The organism is Lysinibacillus sp. A1, from assembly GCF_000801965.1.
Classification (GTDB): Bacteria; Bacillota; Bacilli; order Bacillales_A; family Planococcaceae; genus Lysinibacillus; species Lysinibacillus fusiformis.
Map to the genome: position 1 here is coordinate 45,040 of NZ_JSZM01000004.1, position 17,046 is coordinate 62,085.

The window sequence follows — 17,046 nt, forward strand, 5'->3', positions numbered from 1 at the left end:
TTTTTGTATTTATTTTTACCTTCTTACTGAAAATAGAGTAAAATTGACAATGGAACCAGCTGATTATACAATGATTACATACTGTTTGGTATTTTAATTTTTATATAGTTTAAATGGCGAATTCTACTACAGTGGAGGTGATTTTATGGCAAGAACCCGTGAATTTGATGAAGAAAAAGTTTTAGAGGCTGCCATGCAGTTATTTTGGGAGAAGGGATATGAAGCTACTTCTCTAAGTGATCTTACTTCAAGAATGGGCATTCAACGTCCAAGTATTTATTCAACCTTTGGGGATAAAAAAGAGCTATTCGAAGCAGCACTGCGTAGATATACGACATCTAGAGCAGCTGATATACGGGCTAGACTTCAAAGTCATGTTTCTGTAAAGCAGTCATTTGCTACTTTTTTTGAAGAAGTGATTCAAGCTGAGTATACGAAAGATCTTAGTAACGGTTGTTTTTGTATTAATACAATGGTTGAACTCGCTCCTCATGACGAAAGATTTGAGATTTTAACGAGGGAGCATCAACTTTATTTAGCAGTTATTTTTCAGGAGACCATTGAGCGAGGGGTCCAGGCGGGGGAGCTTGAGGCTGACACGGATGCAAAATCACTTGCACAGGCACTCATTGTATCGTTAATTGGATTAACTGTTATGATGAAATCACAGCCACAGCGTTCATTCGTTGATAATGCAATAGCCACGACTCTGACATTACTTAAATAAAATTTTAAACTAGTAAAGAATAAAATATGAATGTCCATGTAACCCTTTAAAAATAATAATTTAAAGGGTTTTTTTGGGTTATTTTTCCATTATTAAATTCAAATCACATATCTATAAAGCTCTACATAAAATAAATTTATACTTCTTTACAAGCCCAAGCATCAATCTCGACCTTTATGGCCGGAGCAGCCAGTGCCACTACGTACAGTAAGGTTGTACATGGAAGATGTCCTTGTAAAAAATCATCCATTATTTCTTTTCGTTGTTGAGCATTCATATCGCCTACCAAGTAAAACACGAGCTTTGTAATATCTTGAATCTCCATATTGGCATGATCAAGATTTTTCCGAATATTATCTAGTGCTATCTTCAATTGGGCAACCGGATCCTCAGAAATTGACCCATCTATCTCCATGCCAATTTGCCCGGATAATGTTAACCATCTGTTTGGTCCTGTTACTTCGATCTGATGTACATAAGGGGCTACCGGTGGATGAATGTTTTCTGGATTTCTACTAATTTTCATTGAATCCATCTCCTTCTCTATTATTCATTTTCATCTCTCCATTAAAATAGCATAGAGTAATCATAGATAAAAGTAGTACAAATACCATTATAAATGAACTTACAAATTGGATATGTCGATACAAAGGGTTATAATAGATTCATAAAATATAGGCTTATACGCTGATAAAGCATTCAAAATAGATAAAAGTATTAACTTTTTAATTTGACTAGACATACAATTCACTTCACGCCCTTAGGTTTTATACAGATACTTCTAAAGAAACATGAATTTCGTCTTAATTTGAAGGTGGATGGCTATACTCATTAAATGAGAGGGAAATTTTTACATAAGAATGATGCGTATTGATGTAAATTAATGTTTACTACTGATGTTTAGTTACTAGTGCAACCTTAGGTGGCAAAGGCAGCGAGGCCGTTTTGTAGAAGGAGTGAATAAATGAATAATTTCTTTCGGAGTAATGGATTTAAACGTTTTATCATTCTAGTTGGAATTGCTGTTGCATTGTATTTAATGCGAAGTATGATCAACTTAATTTTGCTTACATTTATTATTACCTATTTGATGAATCAGCTTACTACGAAGACAACGAAAAAAATAAGAAAATACACACCGATGAATGAAAAGGCTGTTACTGTAACATTATATTTGTTACTGGTCGCTGGTATTGTTGCTGTGATTTACAAATACTTGCCCATTGTCACGCAGCAAGTCACACAGCTTTTTGATCTTATTGCTAGCTTTAACCTCGATCCAGATGACAATGAGATTGCGAGATATTTGGCTCCAACCTTTGAGAAGATTGAGCTTGGTAAGTATTTAGAACAGGGTGTGGATATAACTCTTAAAAATATTACGAATATTGGTAAAATCATTATGCAAATTTTGATCTCCCTAATATTGAGTTTGTTCATCTTGTTGGAAAAGAAACGCATCATTGAATTTACAGCAAAGTTTAAGGATAGTAAAATTGGACCTCTTTACGATGAACTGCATTATTTTTCAAGAATTTTCATCCGTTCATTTGGTAAAGTAATTGAGGCACAGTTCATTATTGCTGCTGTTAACTGTGTATTATCAGTGATTGCCCTTTCGATTATGGGCTTCCCACATCTAATTGCTCTTGGGATTATGCTGTTTATTCTTGGCTTAGTGCCAGTTGCAGGTGTTATTATTTCATTAATCCCACTCAGTATTATCGCCTATAGTATTGGTGGCTTAATGTACATTGTCTACATTTTAGTAATTGTTATGGTCTTACATGCGATTGAAGCGTATTTCTTAAATCCAAAGCTTATGTCAGCCAAGACAGATTTACCGATTTTCTACACATTTATGGTCATCCTTTTCTCAGAGCATTTCCTTGGTGTATGGGGATTAATCATCGGTATCCCATTGTTCATGTTCTTACTTGATATTCTAGGGGTTACTTCCTCAGAAGAATCTAAACAGAAAATGGACGTCGTTGAGGACAAAAAATTAATGGAATAAAAATAGCTTTACAAAAGGGATCATCTTGTATGTAGAGATGATTCTTTATTAATTTACAGGCGTAGCTCATTTAAGATAAGTAGGGGGTGTTTTTGACAATGATGGTAAAGGGTCAGAGGGTATATTTAAGAGAAATCTCTGTTAATGATAGCGAAAGTATTGAAAAATGCTTTCAAAATGAGGAAATCATGTATATGACAGGAACTCGTAACTTGCTAACAAAAGAACAAATTAAAGAGGCTATCTACCGCTTTAAAGAAGATTCTACTCGCTATGATTTTGCTATTTGTTTAGTAGATAATGATCAAGTAATTGGTGACTTAGCTATTATGGAAGTGGATTTAGATAATAAGAAGGCAATGTTTCGTATAGCCCTGCATGGATTAGAGGATTGTGGCAGAGGTCTTGGATCAGAAGCAGTTCAACTTGCTCAAAAATTTACATTTGAGGAGCTATGTCTGAATCGTTTGGAACTACAAGTTTACTCTCATAATATTAGAGGGATCAAATCCTATGAAAAGGTTGGCTTCAAAAAAGAAGGTGTATTGAGGCAGGCATTATTTATGAATAATACTTTTTCAGATGAAATCATTATGAGTATTCTTCTGGAAGAGTATAGGGAAATATCAAAGTAGAAACTAAGCCAGCACAGAGAATATTTGTGCTGGTTTTAATTTTGCTAAAAAGAAAAAAATGTTAATAATGTATAAAAAGGTATGTTATTATAGTTATGAATCTTTGCTATAGGGGGCGGTCATGATGACAAATACATTTATTTTTATCGTTCAATACAGGGGGAAAACGCCTTATTAACAAAGTGTTTAGTGTTTCCCTAAATTCGGAAGGGGACCATATATGTCTAGCAATACTGTAAGAATCGAAGAGGTAAATAATAATAATTGGTATGATTGCTGCCTGTTAGAAACATCAGCAGAGCAAAGGGATTATGTTGAATCCAACGCTATTTCTATTGCGCAATCAAAGTTCGAACCAACTTTAAAGCCATATGCCATTTACTATGAAGACAAGATTGTTGGATTTTTAATGTTCAATACAGTAAAGGAAGAGCTTGGCGGGTACTGGATCTATCGCATAATGATTGATCAGCACTTTCAAGGTAAAGGTATTGGCAAAGAAGCCACAAAGCAAATAATAAACGAACTAGCTAAGTTACCGGATGCTACAAAGGTTGTTGTAGGTTATCATCCAGAAAATAAAGCCGCGCATCATTTGTATGCAAGTTTAGGTTTTGTCGATAATGGCGATCGTTTCGGTAAAGAAATGGCTGTTATTCAATATTTAACTGAATAAATAGTAGGAAAGGGACCTGTATAAGTACAAGGTCCCTTTCCATTTAAGCATCGCCAGAAGAGTAAATTATTCGTGGGTTTTTTTTGATATACCCGTAAATAAGTAAGGCTGTAATACCCTCTGCCACTGGGAAGGTCCACCAAATTGCTTGAGAGCCAAACACTTTAGGCAGGAGAATAAGAGTTGGGATAAATAAAATAATACTCCGAAGTAACATAATAGTTGTGGCAATACGAATTTTTTCGATAGATTGAAAGAATTCGGCAAGTACCATATTGATACCTAAAAATACATAGCCTATAGCAAAATGAACAAAGCCTTGAGTTGCCATATGACGAATTTCGAATGAGCTATCTCCGAATAAAGCCATAAGCTGTGAAGGGAAAAGCATAGCTATAAGGGCTGTCGTTAATCCTAAAATAAATGCTGTAGCTAATCCGATTTTTAGTAATGCTGTTAACCTCTCAAGTAATCTTGCCCCATGATGATAGCTAACTAATGGCTGTAGAGCCATGCCAATACCTAAAAAAATTGTTAACAGGACTGTATGGATATAGTTGACCATTGCATAGGCGGTCACACCGTTTGCCCCTAAATAGTGTAAAAAGGTCACATTATATAAAATAATAATAACTGCTACAGAAGCCTCGACAATAAAACTAGGTAATCCGATAGCGAAAATTTTTCTTAAATCTGTCTTATTGAAGAATGAAGAGACAAACTTTAATTCAGATTGTGGACGGAAAAAATGAAGACATAGTACAGCTGTACCTATAATAGTAGCTATTGCTGTTGCTAATGCACAGCCTGTTACACCATAATCTAGAACGAAGATAAAAATATAATTTAAGATAATATTCAATACAGATGTTGTAATTAAACCCAGCATAGCTAGCTTTGGATTACCATCATTGCGAATAAAGATACTTAAAAGATTTTCAATTGTATAAAACACTCCAAATAACAAAATAACGTGTAAATATTCTTGCACATATGGATACGTATCATCACTTGCCCCGAATATATAAGAAATATCTTTTAAATTAAGCGCAAGGAACCCGATAATTGTTAACACGACCACAAGCATTGTAGTAAACGCCAACGTAAAGAGCTGATGAGCTCGTTGCTTATTGCCTTCCCCAAGAGAAATGGAATAGAGTGTAGCTCCACCCATCCCTATCCAAAGCGAAATAGACAGCAGAATAGAGAAAATCGGAACTGCAATATTAACGCCTGCTAACGCTGTAGGACCCACGCCGTGACTAACGAAAATGCCATCCACTAAAATATTAACGGACATGAGAAGCATGCCAACCATCGCTGGAAATAAATAGGATAAAAATAATGGTTTGAGCGGCCGTGTTTCAATTGGATTAATGGTTGTCATATCCATGCACCTCCAAGACCATTACTTTTTCCCCTTTATCATCTAGTTCACCATTAAACATAAAGCCAAACTGTTTATATAGCTGAATAGCTACTGCATTATTGTCATAAACACTTAAATATATTTTGTGACAGCTGAATTTTTCTGTTAAGTAATGTATAAGCTGCTGTAAAAAATGTTTACCTAAACCTTGTCCCTGATAGCGTTCATCAATTAAATAACGATCAAGCCAAACTCGTTGACTATGATCCTCATGAGGAAATACGCCATACATAGCGAAGCCTATTACGGTGCTATCCTTATATAAGCCTAAAGGTGTAAAGCGCCGATCCATCTCCGCCTCTGCTAAGCATTGGTCTGTACTTTCAATAAAATTTTGCTGATTGTCAGCAATACGTAATGCTAAAATTTCTTGTTTGTTAAAAGCTGTAATGTCACGAATCTCCGTGAACATAATGTCAAAACCTTTCTATTTTTATTGTGAATAGGTACAATCTAAAGTATATAGTTACTATATAGTCAAGAGAGGATACTCAAAAAATGCTTAATAAAAATGTAAAATATTTTACAACTGGCGAATTTGCTAAAATATGTAAGGTTAATAAACAAACTTTAATTTATTACGATCAAATTGGCTTGCTATCTCCTGTTATGAAGGATAGTAAAGAGTATCGATATTATTCACTCGCTCAATATGATTTTTTTAGCGTCATTGAGTTATTAAAGGCTGTTGGCATGTCTTTGAAAGGTATACAGCAGTATATGGCGGAGAAATCACCTGAAAATTTTTTAGAATTGATGCATTTACAAAAGGAAATTGTCGCAAAAAAGCGGCGAGAACTGGAGATGATTGAAGGCATTATTGATGTCAAAATTGATTTAACGAAGGAGTCACTACAACTTGATTTTGATAGCATTACAATTGAGCATTTCCCAGAGGCAACCTTGTATTTAAGTCGAAATATTGAGGACTCAACGGAAGAACAATTCGTTAAGGCTGTCTCTGATTTTATAGATGAATTGGATCGCTCTCGCTTAGACACAGGTTATCCGATTGGTGGAATTACCAAAAGGGAGCAGGTATTAGCCGGTAACTATGATAATTATAGGTACTTATATATTGAGCAGCCGCATCCGCAGGAAGGTCATCCTTATTTTAAAGCAATTGAAGGAAAGTTTATTGTTGGATACCATGTAGGAACATCTACGACTCTGGAAGAGACCTACAAGCGATTATTCCAGGTCATGAGAGAAAAAGGCTATGAACTGGGGCAGTATGTTTATGAGGAATATATTTATGATGCGGTTATTAAAAATCGTGAAGAGGAATATGTAACAAAGATTATGGTGGAAATAAAAGAAGGTTGTTGATGCATCTCTGCCTATCAACAACCCCAAATATACTTAATGCAAAGTTAAGTTTATTTCCGGATGTGCCTTTTGTATTTTATTTAATTTATTGTCTTGGATTCCTTTTAAATTTTTATCGAAAAAGCCAAGTGATAATTCATTAATCAATTTATAAATTGCATTTACATCTGCCCCAGATTCATTAATAATCGGCGAAACGGCTGCTAAATCTGTAAAACTTCCGTGATTTGTTTTTGGAATAATAGCTGTGTAAACACCAGGCTTTTCAATTGTTTTATTTCGTAGATAAGCTTCTACAAACAATTCATCACGATTACCAGGCTGCTGGTTATATGCTTCTTTCATAAAGTTTATGGATGCCTCAGCATTCATCAGCATAAAAGGCTTTTTAGGACCATTTTTTGGCATTGAATCGCCATATAACCCACCATCCATATCAATGGCTGCTTTAATACGATTATCCTTTACTAGCATTTGAGCTGAAGTAGCGCCGCCAAAAGAATGACCTAGCATACCAATGCTATCATAGTCAATTAGTGAGGCTATTGCACGAAAGTTCTTATCAAAATCTCCTTTAATGACTTCATCTAAAACAAAAGATGCATCCTGCTCCCAAAGATGAATTCGATTATTCAAGAATGTAATGGTGTTTTCAATTGGTGTAAAATCAACCCGATCACCATCGGGGAATATTGTTGTTGCCGCGTCACCTGTAAAGTTAAGAGCAACGACAATATAGCCATGACTCACTAATTCTTCTAGTTGGAAGGTATTTTGTCGACTATATAAACTCATACCATGTGCAAATAATAAAAGTGGAAATTTTTCTTTAGACTTTATAGCTGTCGCATCTTGATAAGAATGGGTTTTCGTCAGTCCTAAATGCGTTGTTGCGATATTGGGAAAACCCTGTGTCGTTGCTAACTGTTGTGTTAACGCATCTATATCTTTAAAGTAGGGTGAAGGTTGTCCTGTCTCTTTTTCAGCAGGATAATAAACTTGAATCATCAGTTCGCGATTCACCTGATGATTAGGTACAACAAATTCTTTGCGATTCTTATCGGTCAGGTGAAATGTCTGTGTTCCTACTGTGTATTTTCCTGTTGGTTCAGGAAAAGACATGATTGGAAATAACGTTGGTAATGTGAACATTGTAATAGTGGCCACAACAATACCTGAAGTTTTAATTATTTTCATCCTTAAATTTTTTGAAACAATTGTACTTTTTGGCTTCACAAAAACTTGTAATGTTAATAACATCAAAACAAAATAAGCAGGGATCATGCGCCAGTTAGCACCAATTGTCATAATTGTTCCTATTAACAAAACATAATTGGTAGCTATCATAATAAGATTTATTGTAGTTACCCCACGTTGTCTAAAAGTTAGTGAGATACTCGATAGTATTAAAATAAGTGTAAATAGTACTTCTAAGGTTTTCATCATTTATCTCCTTTTTCATACATACAAATGTATGAAATTAATTAAAAATATTTTTAAGTATATATACATACGAATGTATGTATAAGATTAAAATAATAAACTACATATAGTAGTTTATTATTCCTGCACTTTATCAAATAATGCTAAAAAAACATCTTTCAATTCATCATTCATAAGTGGTATGCCAATCCCTTTGAACATCAAACTTATATGTTCAATTTTATGAATAAATTCGGCTCGGCTTACACGAAATATTTCAGGATTCATCCAAATGTCAAAAAGCATTGTAAAAGTTTCAGCTGCTTGCTTCGGGAAAGCAACTTGCAGTGAGCCGTCTTGATTGCCCTCATCAATAATTTTTTGAATTCCTGGTGCAACAACCTGAATTCCTTCTGTGATGCGGCTATAAACAAACTCGGCAGAATTCATTTTTAAATGAATCGAGGATAAGTTTTCTTCCTTTCCGCTTTGAGAAATTGAGAAAGAAATGCCTTGTCTTAAACGCTCTAAAGCATTTAAGTTTTCCAAATCTGAGATGTCATTAAAATAATTATTTGCTGTTAGCATTTCCTTTGTAATGGCATCAATAACATCAGCACGCGTTTTAAAATGATGATAAAATGCTCCTCTAGTAATATCCCCTACATCATCGACAATTTCTTGAATCGTTACATTATCCCAACCATTTAAAGTAAATAATTTAACAGCTGATTCAATGATTCTTTTTCTCGTAACTTCTGGATATTTATTTCTGGCCATAAAATATCTCCTTATAGATACATTCGAATGTATTTATAATAATAGGCGCATCCTTCCAAATTGTCAACATGATACGATTTATGAGAATTGCTGAAGAAAACTAGAAAAGAACAAGTAAAGGTAAGTAATTTAGCATATATTTTGAATTTAAATAGAAGTAAAATCCGAGTGTTTTTAGGGAAAGTAAAACCAAACTCTAATACATAAATGACTTCCTGACGATACATTAGTAGAGAAAAAAGTAGAGCATTATCCGAAATATTTTTCTAAGCATGGAGGAATAGATATGCAAATATGGGTTGATCGATGGACGCAATTATTAAAACAGCTTGAACAGCAAGGTGCTTGGATTCATCCACTGGAGATAAAGCCTATGGCTACTGTGCATGAACTATCAATGGTAGAGATGCGGCTCGGCGTTCCGATTCCTTCTGAGTTCCGTGATGTATTACTTCATTGTTCTCGACAAGTGGGGGTATATTGGTCTTTACCTGACGAGGCACTACTTCCTATTGAGCTGGAAGACACACCTTTAGGTGATTTTGGCTGGAGCTTGGAAGAACTCGAATTCCCTGATTTTGGCGGAGACAGTGATAATGCAAAAGAACAACTATACCTACAATTTCATACGGCTGGCAATGGTGATGCGCTACTTATTAAGATTGAGGATGGTTCCGTTTGGTATTGGAGTCATGAGGAGGATGAGTATGACCTTCTTGCCTTGAATTTTAAAGATTATGTAGAGAAAGCTACAACTTTAGGCTGCATAGGGGCAGATTGTGGACAGTGTCTACAGTTTTGTAGTGAAGGTGGACTAGATTTAAGTTTGACCACTTCTCAAATCTGGCTAAAGTGGTTTGAACAATATTTAACTTCAACATGGGAGAACGTTATGTATCAACTGGATACTTTACTCCTATATGTGTCGATGCATGGTATGGAGGATACTAGGGTTCGAGAAGCATTTACACGGTTAAATACTGGGAAAGTGTTTGCCGCACTTCAAAATCAAATTGAACAATCACGGCGTTTAGCGGATAAAGAAGTATGGTGCAAAGTGCTAGTAGAGGTTTGTGCAACAGAGGCAAGTCATTGGGTGATGACACTTTGGGAAGACCAAAATGATTTGCCTAATAGTATTAGAGATTATTTAACCGCCTACTGTCTACCAGAAGAAGTGGGGTTATCACTTGTTCTTCAAGATATTGAAAAAAGGAGAATTGAATCTTATATAGCTTTACAGCGACTACGTGATTTTCATAACCCAAGAACAATAGCATGGATGAAACGTTATGTTTCTTTTCCGATAGAGGGGTGGGATACGCTTTTAGTAGAATCACAGCCGAGTGCAGAAACTTTATTTGAGTGGTTGAATGGTAAGGAAGTAGAGCGTCAAATAGCAATACGAGCCGTATGCCAAATGTTGCAGCAAGGAATTAAACCGACAACTTCAGTGGATATGGAGAAATGGCTGTCATTGCTTACGTTTTGGAAGGACAATGAAGTACTACGAAAACATAAACAATTTTTTAGCCAAGCTCTAGAGGGCATTGAACTTTGGTGAAATCTAATAATTGTAAGGAGGAGAAATAATTGAACAATTTCACTATATTCGCTTCTATGAATAATACAAAAGAAATCGAATGTAAGATTTTCGATGTTTTTAGTAAAGGTTTTGCTATTGAAAAAAATGAAAATAACTATCTTATAAAATCCAAAGCATTATTTAACAAATATAAATTGATGGTTAGGGTGATGTCTGAAGATACAGACTCAGAATACTTTGTGAATAATATCCCTGGAATGATGAGCTATTACAACAGTATTCCATTTGAAGATAACCATTTAAAAGAATTAGTTTTAACGCAAATTTCTGTGTTAAATACAGTCATTGCGATCGAATGTGAAAAAGAAATAAAGGATGAACAAATGCAGTTATGTTTGAGTCTGCTATTAACCATTGGAGGAATTGGATTTTTACCAAATGGTACCTTGTTAGACAAAGAAGGTGCAGTCATTGTTTATCCTGATGGGCAATCAGGGCCATCTAACTTTAGGCCTTATGCTTGTACACAGAAAGTGAGGGGACAAGAGGCGACATCGGAAGAAGGTCATCAAAGAAAGAATAAAACGATAGCATATTTAAAAGAAAACGGTATTCCATACACAGATTCACTCCCGCAACTTCCGCCAATTGGAGCTTGTCAGCTTAAAGCCAAAGAGGATATTGCTAGGAGAGCTGTAGCTTTACTATTTGTTATTCAATTTGCTTGTGATGTGGCACAAGGAGAAAATGTTGAAGAATCAAGAGATTTCTTCATCAATATGTTGCATAAATATGAAGTAGAGGCAAATCTAACGGATAATGAAAGGGCCTTTTTATATGATCAACAACCAAATGCACAAGAAGCCATTAATATTTCATGGCAATATGAAGCTTATTGGATACTGATTTGGGTACTGGGATTTGTTAAAGAGCTTGATTTCCCTGATGAAGTATGTGATTGTGAGTACGCTATTCAAGTTATTTCTAACTGCGAAACGTTTGAGCAATTTTATCTTCAAATTATGATGCGTAGTCAGAAAGAAATAATGGATGAAGCCGACAAGATATTCAGATTACACTGGGCGTGCGTAGATAATCGTATACAAGAACGACCGGCTCCTGTTGGAATGAATGAAAGTATTGTTATGGAAAGACGTAGAGCCTTATTCTGGTTGATCGGTCATCAAAACGAAGAGTGGGAAACGATATCAATGGATACTTAAAAAGTAATAGCAAACTAGGATACTAGTTTGCTATATTATAAAGGTTATTTTACATATGTTGGTTTATTCACCTTATCAATTAAAAGAATACCATCATATTGATCGCGTGGAACAAGGCTTTCTTGTATTACTCCCCAGCTATAGGATAGGCGAGGTTCAAACATCCATGAGTTACCACGTTCATTTTGACGATTACGTAAATCAATGAATGTGTAAGGTTGGTTGGCTGAGGATACAATATCTTCGATAGATCCTTTTATTGGTGGTAAAACGGGCATCGTCTCACCCATATTATTGGCAGTTTCTCCGCTAGTCATATATAGGCCTAATACATAGCTATATTTTTTGTAGATGTCTGGTAAACGTTCACCCATTAATTTAACTGGATATGGGGAGCCCATTACATCTGATTGAGCCTTACGAATATGGTCATTATGCGCCCAAACGATAAACTTTTCTGTTGGATAAACTTCTTCAGCTAGCCAAAGTAAGTTCTCCATCATCGCCTGATCACGCCACTCCATTGTTGTTAAAAACGATTCATATTTATTTTGCTCCATCTCAATAGTGGATTGAATTGTTAGCTCTACATATTCGTCTGCCAAACGGATACGGTCTGCTAAAGTGCGCTCCATCAGCTTTACTATTTGAAGTTCATTCGGATAAGCCTTTTGAAGCTCCTTTTCTTTCGTCTGAACTTGTGCTTTTACTTGTTTATAAACGTTAATAATAGCTGTTTTTTCTTTCTGGTAGCCTTTTAAATCTTTGCTAGAGCTCCATTCTGCGAGTTGCTTTTCCGCGTCACTGAATTGCTGAGCCAATTGAGGGTTTTGCAACCAATCCCCATTCGTAAATGCCCCTTGCTGTTGAATATCAAAGCCTGCTAGAACAAGAGGTTTCTCTGTAGCTTGAGTTGTTTTTGCGTATTCAAAAAGAGGCAATGTTTCTTTTGTCCACCATACTCCAAAAATAGCATCCTTCATCGTTTGTAGTGCAGCTTGTTTATCAATTTTTCCTTGGGCATTCATGACATCGCCCAGACCACTTTCGAAGGCTAAAACATTGTAACCCATTTCTTGATGTAAAAATTGTATTAAACGAGTTTTAGCGAGATTAAACTGTGCGACCCCATGAGAACTTTCACCTAAAAAGACAATACGTTTATCATGTAATAATGGCTTTAGCATTGCTAGGTCCTCAAATTTATTAGAAGGGATTTTCTTCGAACTAGCTGTTTCCGGCTGAATGGAAGTCAAGCTATAAGCATGATCATTCACCCATGTTTTCCAATCCTCTAATGTTTCAGTAGTAGTCCTAGCCTGCTGAACCACTCCGTATTTTTCCTGCTCTTTTACCGCAGGGGCAGCCGCTGAAGCACTAGTTATGCCACTGAATACGATTAAACTTGTCAGTGCTGTACTTAATAAAGCTTTCCGTTTTCTATAATGTTTCATTGAAAATCAGCCCTTTTCTTTATGTTGATCCTAAGTATAAGGGGCAAAGTTTAAACCATAGGAGGAGTTTGTTTAAATTTTGTTTAAATTTGGATTGATTGTTAAAAAAGAAAGCATCTCCATTTAAATGGAGATGCCCAACAACTATTTATAATGATACGTACTAGCTCTAACATGGTTACGTTGAATTTGTTTAAACCATGCCCGATCCTTTTCCTCTTGATTTAAGGTACCAATAATAGAGGAGGAGCAGCTCACGCAAATTTTCGCTTGAGTAATTTGTCCACATCTTTCACAAGGGGCGCCTAAATTTGGGAATATCGAATTTTTTAACTTTCCGGCTTTGACCCATTTATACAGTAGCTCAGACGAGACACCTGTCAACGTCACAACCTCTTCGTTTGTTAAATAACGATTATTTTTTCTTAATAAAAAATGATGCAGTTCTGAAAAAATATCCTCTTCTCTCACATCTATCTTTTTTTGAAATAGCAACATAACTAGTCCTCTCCTCGTCACTCAATTCATGCTTTCTTTAACGGTTATAGGTTGTTCATCATATTTATAATTTTCCCAACGATTACGTGCTAGCTTTCGATATTTTGGCGAGACATTCTTATCGGCAATTAATCTAGAAAATCCTTTTTTAGCTTCTGTCATATCACCAAGTCGGAGGCTTAGCTCGGCATGTAAAAATTGAATTCGCTCTCCACCTTCCTGGTTAGATGCAAATGATTTACTGTAAAAATCTCTAGCAGCAAAAAGGTAGCGTTTTTCAGATTCCTCGTCGTTTTTTAAGCGATATAACCAGGCAATTTTTAATGCGAAATTTGCCATCAAAAGCGATTCTTCCATTGATGCGCGAGATACTAGGTAGGCCAGCTTAAAGCTTATAATGGCATCATCGATTGTACGTTCCTGACAGATATTCATAGGTTTCTGTAGCTCTTTAATGTATAGTTCATCTATGAGCTGCATGAAAGGTCCGTATGTCCGCGTCATGGATTTATGGAAAGCAAACCCACAATGTGGGCACACAGCAACTTCATACAGCAAAGGGTTTAGGCCATCATAGACGGGCATGAAATCTGTTTGTTCCTCGATAATTTTATATCGATTTGGGCGTACTTTATACGTTGTAAAATGCTTTTTGCAAAATTTACAATCTACGCTACTTTCATAGTAGTAGATGTTAAATGCCATAAGAATCAACTCCTTTGCATGCTCTAGAATATTATTTCTTTTGTTCTATTTATACGCAATCGATAATCGTTCAATGTATTTAATTCATTATCTATCATTTTAACAATTCTGTGTTCTTTGGTATACTCCTTTAGAATTATTAAATTAAAAATAATCCTTACATTATTAGTTAAATATCATTAGAAATAAGCTTGTAATAGTATTTATCGGTGTACTTAAAGTAAGTTATATAGTTCGAGCAAATTTTGTCGAATTATATACAATTTATTTCATAGACAATTCGAATTGTATAGTTCAAAAGTTTGATGTGAGAGGATGGAGGAAATGACATATAAAATAGTATTTTTTGATGTGGACGGTACTCTGATCAATTATGAGAATGGCGCTGTGGAAGAAAGTACAAGGCAGGCCATTCATCTACTACAGGATAAAGGGATTCATCTAGTGGCTGCGACAGGAAGGCCGTTGTCCATGTGTGAAGGGCTGAAAAGTTTGGGAATTGAAACCTTTATTACGGCAAATGGGGCATATGTGAAGCACAAGGATGTTGTCATACATAAAATTCCGATTGAAAAGGGCATTGTTCAAAATGTTCAAGCTTTTGCACAGCAACAACAGCATTCCTTAACATTTTTTACAGAACAACTTACGATGAATGCTATACAAAATCCGTTAGCGTTAAGCGCGATGCAAGAGACATTGTCTTTACGTGATTTTCCCGTTAGAAATGACAGCATTATAGAAGAAGAGGTTTTTCTTATGTGTCTTTATGCAGATGAGCAGGCTGAAAAAAGATTAGCTTGTCAATTTTCGAATATATTACGGCAACGATGGCATCCTTATATTGTGAATGTCTTACAGCAGGATGTGTCCAAGTCGATAGCTGTAAAGGCTGTACTAGATTATTTTGAAATTAATTTTAAGGATGCAATAGCTTTTGGAGATGGAGAGAATGATATAGATATGCTAGAGCAGGTTGGTCTCGGGGTAGCCATGGGAAATGGGAGCCAAGCTCTAAAAAATGCTGCAGATTTTGTTACAAAGAAATCTATTGAAGGTGGCATAGATTTTGCTTTACGTCAGCTTCACATTATTTAACGACATATTTGCTTGAGCAATTTTACTGTTATGACTGTATAGAAAAGGTGTTAGGTGGTTGGAAAATGGCGCAACATGTGCAATCTCTAATTGAACATTACGGGTATTTTGGTATCATTGTGATCCTAATTGGAGGCATTGTTGGGTTGCCACTTCCTGATGAAGTATTTTTAACTTATGTAGGCTATAGTGTTTATCGAGAAAGTCTTGAACATATCCCAGCGTTAGTAAGCGCCCTGATTGGTGCCATGGGAGGTATTACTTTAAGCTACTATATCGGCCATCGATTTGGCTTACCGCTCTTGCAGAAATATGGGCCAAAGTTTCATATAACTGAGGAAAAAATTGATTTTACTAAAAAAATGTTTACGAAAGTAGGTCCTTTTTTATTAATAGTTGGCTATTTTATTCCAGGTGTACGCCATCTGACAGCTTATATTGCGGCTATTAATAATTATCCCTATAAAAAATTCGCATTCTTTGCTTATACAGGAGCATTTATTTGGACGTTCACATTTATAACATTAGGAAAAGTATTAGGGGAGAAGTGGCGATTCGTCGGTTACTATTTATCCCATTATAGTATTTATGTCATCTTACTATTTGTCCTTGTCATGTTAATCGTTTATTATCTATTGAAAAAAAGAAACGTACAAAAGTAAAAGTCGGTATGAGTGTACCGACTTTTTGTTATGGCAAAATGGCAAATGATCGAACAGGGAATCCAGATGCTGTTTCAGGCTTAGGTACAATATTAAAAATAATAGCCCCTTTTGGAGGAAGCTTGTCCAAATTAGTCATAAGCTCAATTTGATAGGTGTCTTGATCAAGGACAAAATATTCTCCATCCAATTTGCCGCTTTGACGAAAATCAGTAGCAGAATCGGTATCAAAAGTTTCATGACCAATTGCACTTACTTTACGTTCCTTGAATAAAAATTGTAATGCCTCCAAGCCCCAGCCTGGAAGATGATTATGGCCATCCACATCTTTATTATTGAAGGCTTCTTTATCGGGCCAACGCTTACTCCAATCTGTTCGCAGTGCCACAAAAGTACCTTCTTCTATTTGTCCATGTTGTGCCTCGAATTCTAGAATATCTTGGACACTGAGCGTAAAGTCATGATTACTAGTAGCCTCTTGTGATTTATCAATAACGATAAGCGGGAGAACTAGCTCCTTTAGCTCTAGTTCATCTAGAAAACGAGTATTTCTTACAAAGTGAATAGGTGGGTCAATATGTGTTCCATATTGTCCGGGGAATGTAAATTGCTGTGCGAAAAAACCGTCATCATGCGAGAATAATGTTTCAAATTTAGCATCTTCAAACATGAAAAAATGAGGTGAATGTGGGCCAAAGGTATGTGTCAAATCGACCCATTGTTTTGATTTTAGTAAGTGCAATGCTTGTAAAAGTTCATTAGACATTTAATTTCCTGCTTTCTAAAAGTAATGGTAAATAAAAAAGAGTCCTCTATAGAAGAGGACTCCCTAAATCATACGTGGG

Annotated in this window: 18 protein-coding genes; 9 read left to right on the forward strand and 9 right to left on the reverse strand. The window is 35.6% G+C overall.

What is annotated here, in order from left to right:
* Positions 1 to 145: 145 nt before the first annotated feature.
* A complete protein-coding gene (locus tag PI85_RS02180; protein ID WP_036121443.1) occupies positions 146 to 727 on the forward strand; it encodes a TetR/AcrR family transcriptional regulator in 582 nt (193 codons plus the stop codon).
* Between the two features lie 136 nt (positions 728 to 863).
* Here PI85_RS02180 and PI85_RS02185 read toward each other — a convergent pair whose 3' ends face one another.
* Entirely contained in the window at positions 864 to 1,253 is a 390-nt protein-coding gene (locus PI85_RS02185) for a RidA family protein (RefSeq protein WP_036121441.1), read from the reverse strand.
* A 438-nt stretch (positions 1,254 to 1,691) separates the two neighbouring features.
* On the opposite strand from PI85_RS02185, the gene PI85_RS02190 reads away from it, so the two are divergent.
* The 3 genes from PI85_RS02190 (at position 1,692) to PI85_RS02200 (ending at position 4,055) form a co-directional block, all read left to right on the forward strand.
* A complete protein-coding gene (locus PI85_RS02190; protein ID WP_036121439.1) occupies positions 1,692 to 2,744 on the forward strand; it encodes an AI-2E family transporter in 1,053 nt (350 codons plus the stop codon).
* A gap of 98 nt (positions 2,745 to 2,842) precedes the next feature.
* A complete protein-coding gene (locus PI85_RS02195; protein WP_191967630.1) occupies positions 2,843 to 3,379 on the forward strand; it encodes a GNAT family N-acetyltransferase in 537 nt (178 codons plus the stop codon).
* A gap of 220 nt (positions 3,380 to 3,599) precedes the next feature.
* Positions 3,600 to 4,055 (forward strand): GNAT family N-acetyltransferase, encoded by a 456-nt coding sequence (locus tag PI85_RS02200; protein WP_036121438.1) that lies wholly within the window; start codon positions 3,600 to 3,602, stop codon positions 4,053 to 4,055.
* Between the two features lie 43 nt (positions 4,056 to 4,098).
* Here PI85_RS02200 and PI85_RS02205 read toward each other — a convergent pair whose 3' ends face one another.
* A complete protein-coding gene (locus tag PI85_RS02205; RefSeq protein ID WP_036121437.1) occupies positions 4,099 to 5,442 on the reverse strand; it encodes an MATE family efflux transporter in 1,344 nt (447 codons plus the stop codon).
* Positions 5,429 to 5,896, reverse strand: a complete 468-nt coding sequence (locus PI85_RS02210) for a GNAT family N-acetyltransferase (protein WP_036121436.1) — start codon at positions 5,894 to 5,896, stop codon at positions 5,429 to 5,431. Before PI85_RS02210 ends, PI85_RS02205 begins: the two co-directional genes overlap by 14 nt.
* Positions 5,897 to 5,982: 86 nt before the next feature.
* On the opposite strand from PI85_RS02210, the gene PI85_RS02215 reads away from it, so the two are divergent.
* On the forward strand, positions 5,983 to 6,813 hold the full coding sequence (locus PI85_RS02215; protein ID WP_036121435.1) for a MerR family transcriptional regulator: 831 nt from the start codon (positions 5,983 to 5,985) through the stop codon (positions 6,811 to 6,813).
* Between the two features lie 33 nt (positions 6,814 to 6,846).
* Here the strand turns inward: PI85_RS02215 and PI85_RS02220 are convergent, their stop codons facing one another.
* Both PI85_RS02220 and PI85_RS02225 read right to left on the reverse strand, forming a co-directional pair.
* Positions 6,847 to 8,256, reverse strand: coding sequence for a carboxylic ester hydrolase (locus tag PI85_RS02220; protein ID WP_036121434.1), 1,410 nt, complete (start codon positions 8,254 to 8,256; stop codon positions 6,847 to 6,849).
* Positions 8,257 to 8,373: 117 nt separating this feature from the next.
* Complete coding sequence (locus PI85_RS02225; RefSeq protein WP_012295970.1) at positions 8,374 to 9,015, reverse strand: TetR/AcrR family transcriptional regulator; 642 nt, start codon at positions 9,013 to 9,015, stop codon at positions 8,374 to 8,376.
* Between the two features lie 286 nt (positions 9,016 to 9,301).
* Here PI85_RS02225 and PI85_RS02230 point away from each other — a divergent pair, with 286 nt between their 5' ends.
* Together PI85_RS02230 and PI85_RS02235 are read left to right on the forward strand one after the other, a co-directional pair.
* On the forward strand, positions 9,302 to 10,579 hold the full coding sequence (locus tag PI85_RS02230) for an SMI1/KNR4 family protein (RefSeq protein WP_082011535.1): 1,278 nt from the start codon (positions 9,302 to 9,304) through the stop codon (positions 10,577 to 10,579).
* Between the two features lie 29 nt (positions 10,580 to 10,608).
* On the forward strand, positions 10,609 to 11,784 hold the full coding sequence (locus PI85_RS02235; protein ID WP_036121433.1) for a DUF4272 domain-containing protein: 1,176 nt from the start codon (positions 10,609 to 10,611) through the stop codon (positions 11,782 to 11,784).
* Between the two features lie 44 nt (positions 11,785 to 11,828).
* On the opposite strand, the gene PI85_RS02240 is transcribed toward PI85_RS02235, so the two are convergent.
* The 3 genes from PI85_RS02240 to PI85_RS02250 all read right to left on the reverse strand — a co-directional run bounded on the left by PI85_RS02240 (position 11,829) and on the right by PI85_RS02250 (position 14,441).
* Positions 11,829 to 13,238, reverse strand: coding sequence for an erythromycin esterase family protein (locus PI85_RS02240; protein WP_036121432.1), 1,410 nt, complete (start codon positions 13,236 to 13,238; stop codon positions 11,829 to 11,831).
* Between the two features lie 144 nt (positions 13,239 to 13,382).
* On the reverse strand, positions 13,383 to 13,736 hold the full coding sequence (locus tag PI85_RS02245) for a hypothetical protein (protein ID WP_036121431.1): 354 nt from the start codon (positions 13,734 to 13,736) through the stop codon (positions 13,383 to 13,385).
* Between the two features lie 21 nt (positions 13,737 to 13,757).
* Positions 13,758 to 14,441, reverse strand: coding sequence for a DUF2225 domain-containing protein (locus PI85_RS02250; protein WP_036121430.1), 684 nt, complete (start codon positions 14,439 to 14,441; stop codon positions 13,758 to 13,760).
* Between the two features lie 324 nt (positions 14,442 to 14,765).
* Between PI85_RS02250 and PI85_RS02255 the strand changes: the two genes are divergently transcribed.
* Together PI85_RS02255 and PI85_RS02260 are read left to right on the forward strand one after the other, a co-directional pair.
* Positions 14,766 to 15,539 carry a Cof-type HAD-IIB family hydrolase gene (locus PI85_RS02255; protein ID WP_036121429.1) on the forward strand — a complete coding sequence of 258 codons (774 nt, stop codon included), beginning with the start codon at positions 14,766 to 14,768 and terminating at the stop codon, positions 15,537 to 15,539.
* 65 nt (positions 15,540 to 15,604) lie between these two features.
* Positions 15,605 to 16,201 carry a DedA family protein gene (locus tag PI85_RS02260; RefSeq protein ID WP_036121427.1) on the forward strand — a complete coding sequence of 199 codons (597 nt, stop codon included), beginning with the start codon at positions 15,605 to 15,607 and terminating at the stop codon, positions 16,199 to 16,201.
* A 28-nt stretch (positions 16,202 to 16,229) separates the two neighbouring features.
* Here the strand turns inward: PI85_RS02260 and PI85_RS02265 are convergent, their stop codons facing one another.
* A complete protein-coding gene (locus PI85_RS02265) occupies positions 16,230 to 16,967 on the reverse strand; it encodes a cyclase family protein (protein ID WP_036121425.1) in 738 nt (245 codons plus the stop codon).
* Positions 16,968 to 17,046 lie beyond the last annotated feature (79 nt).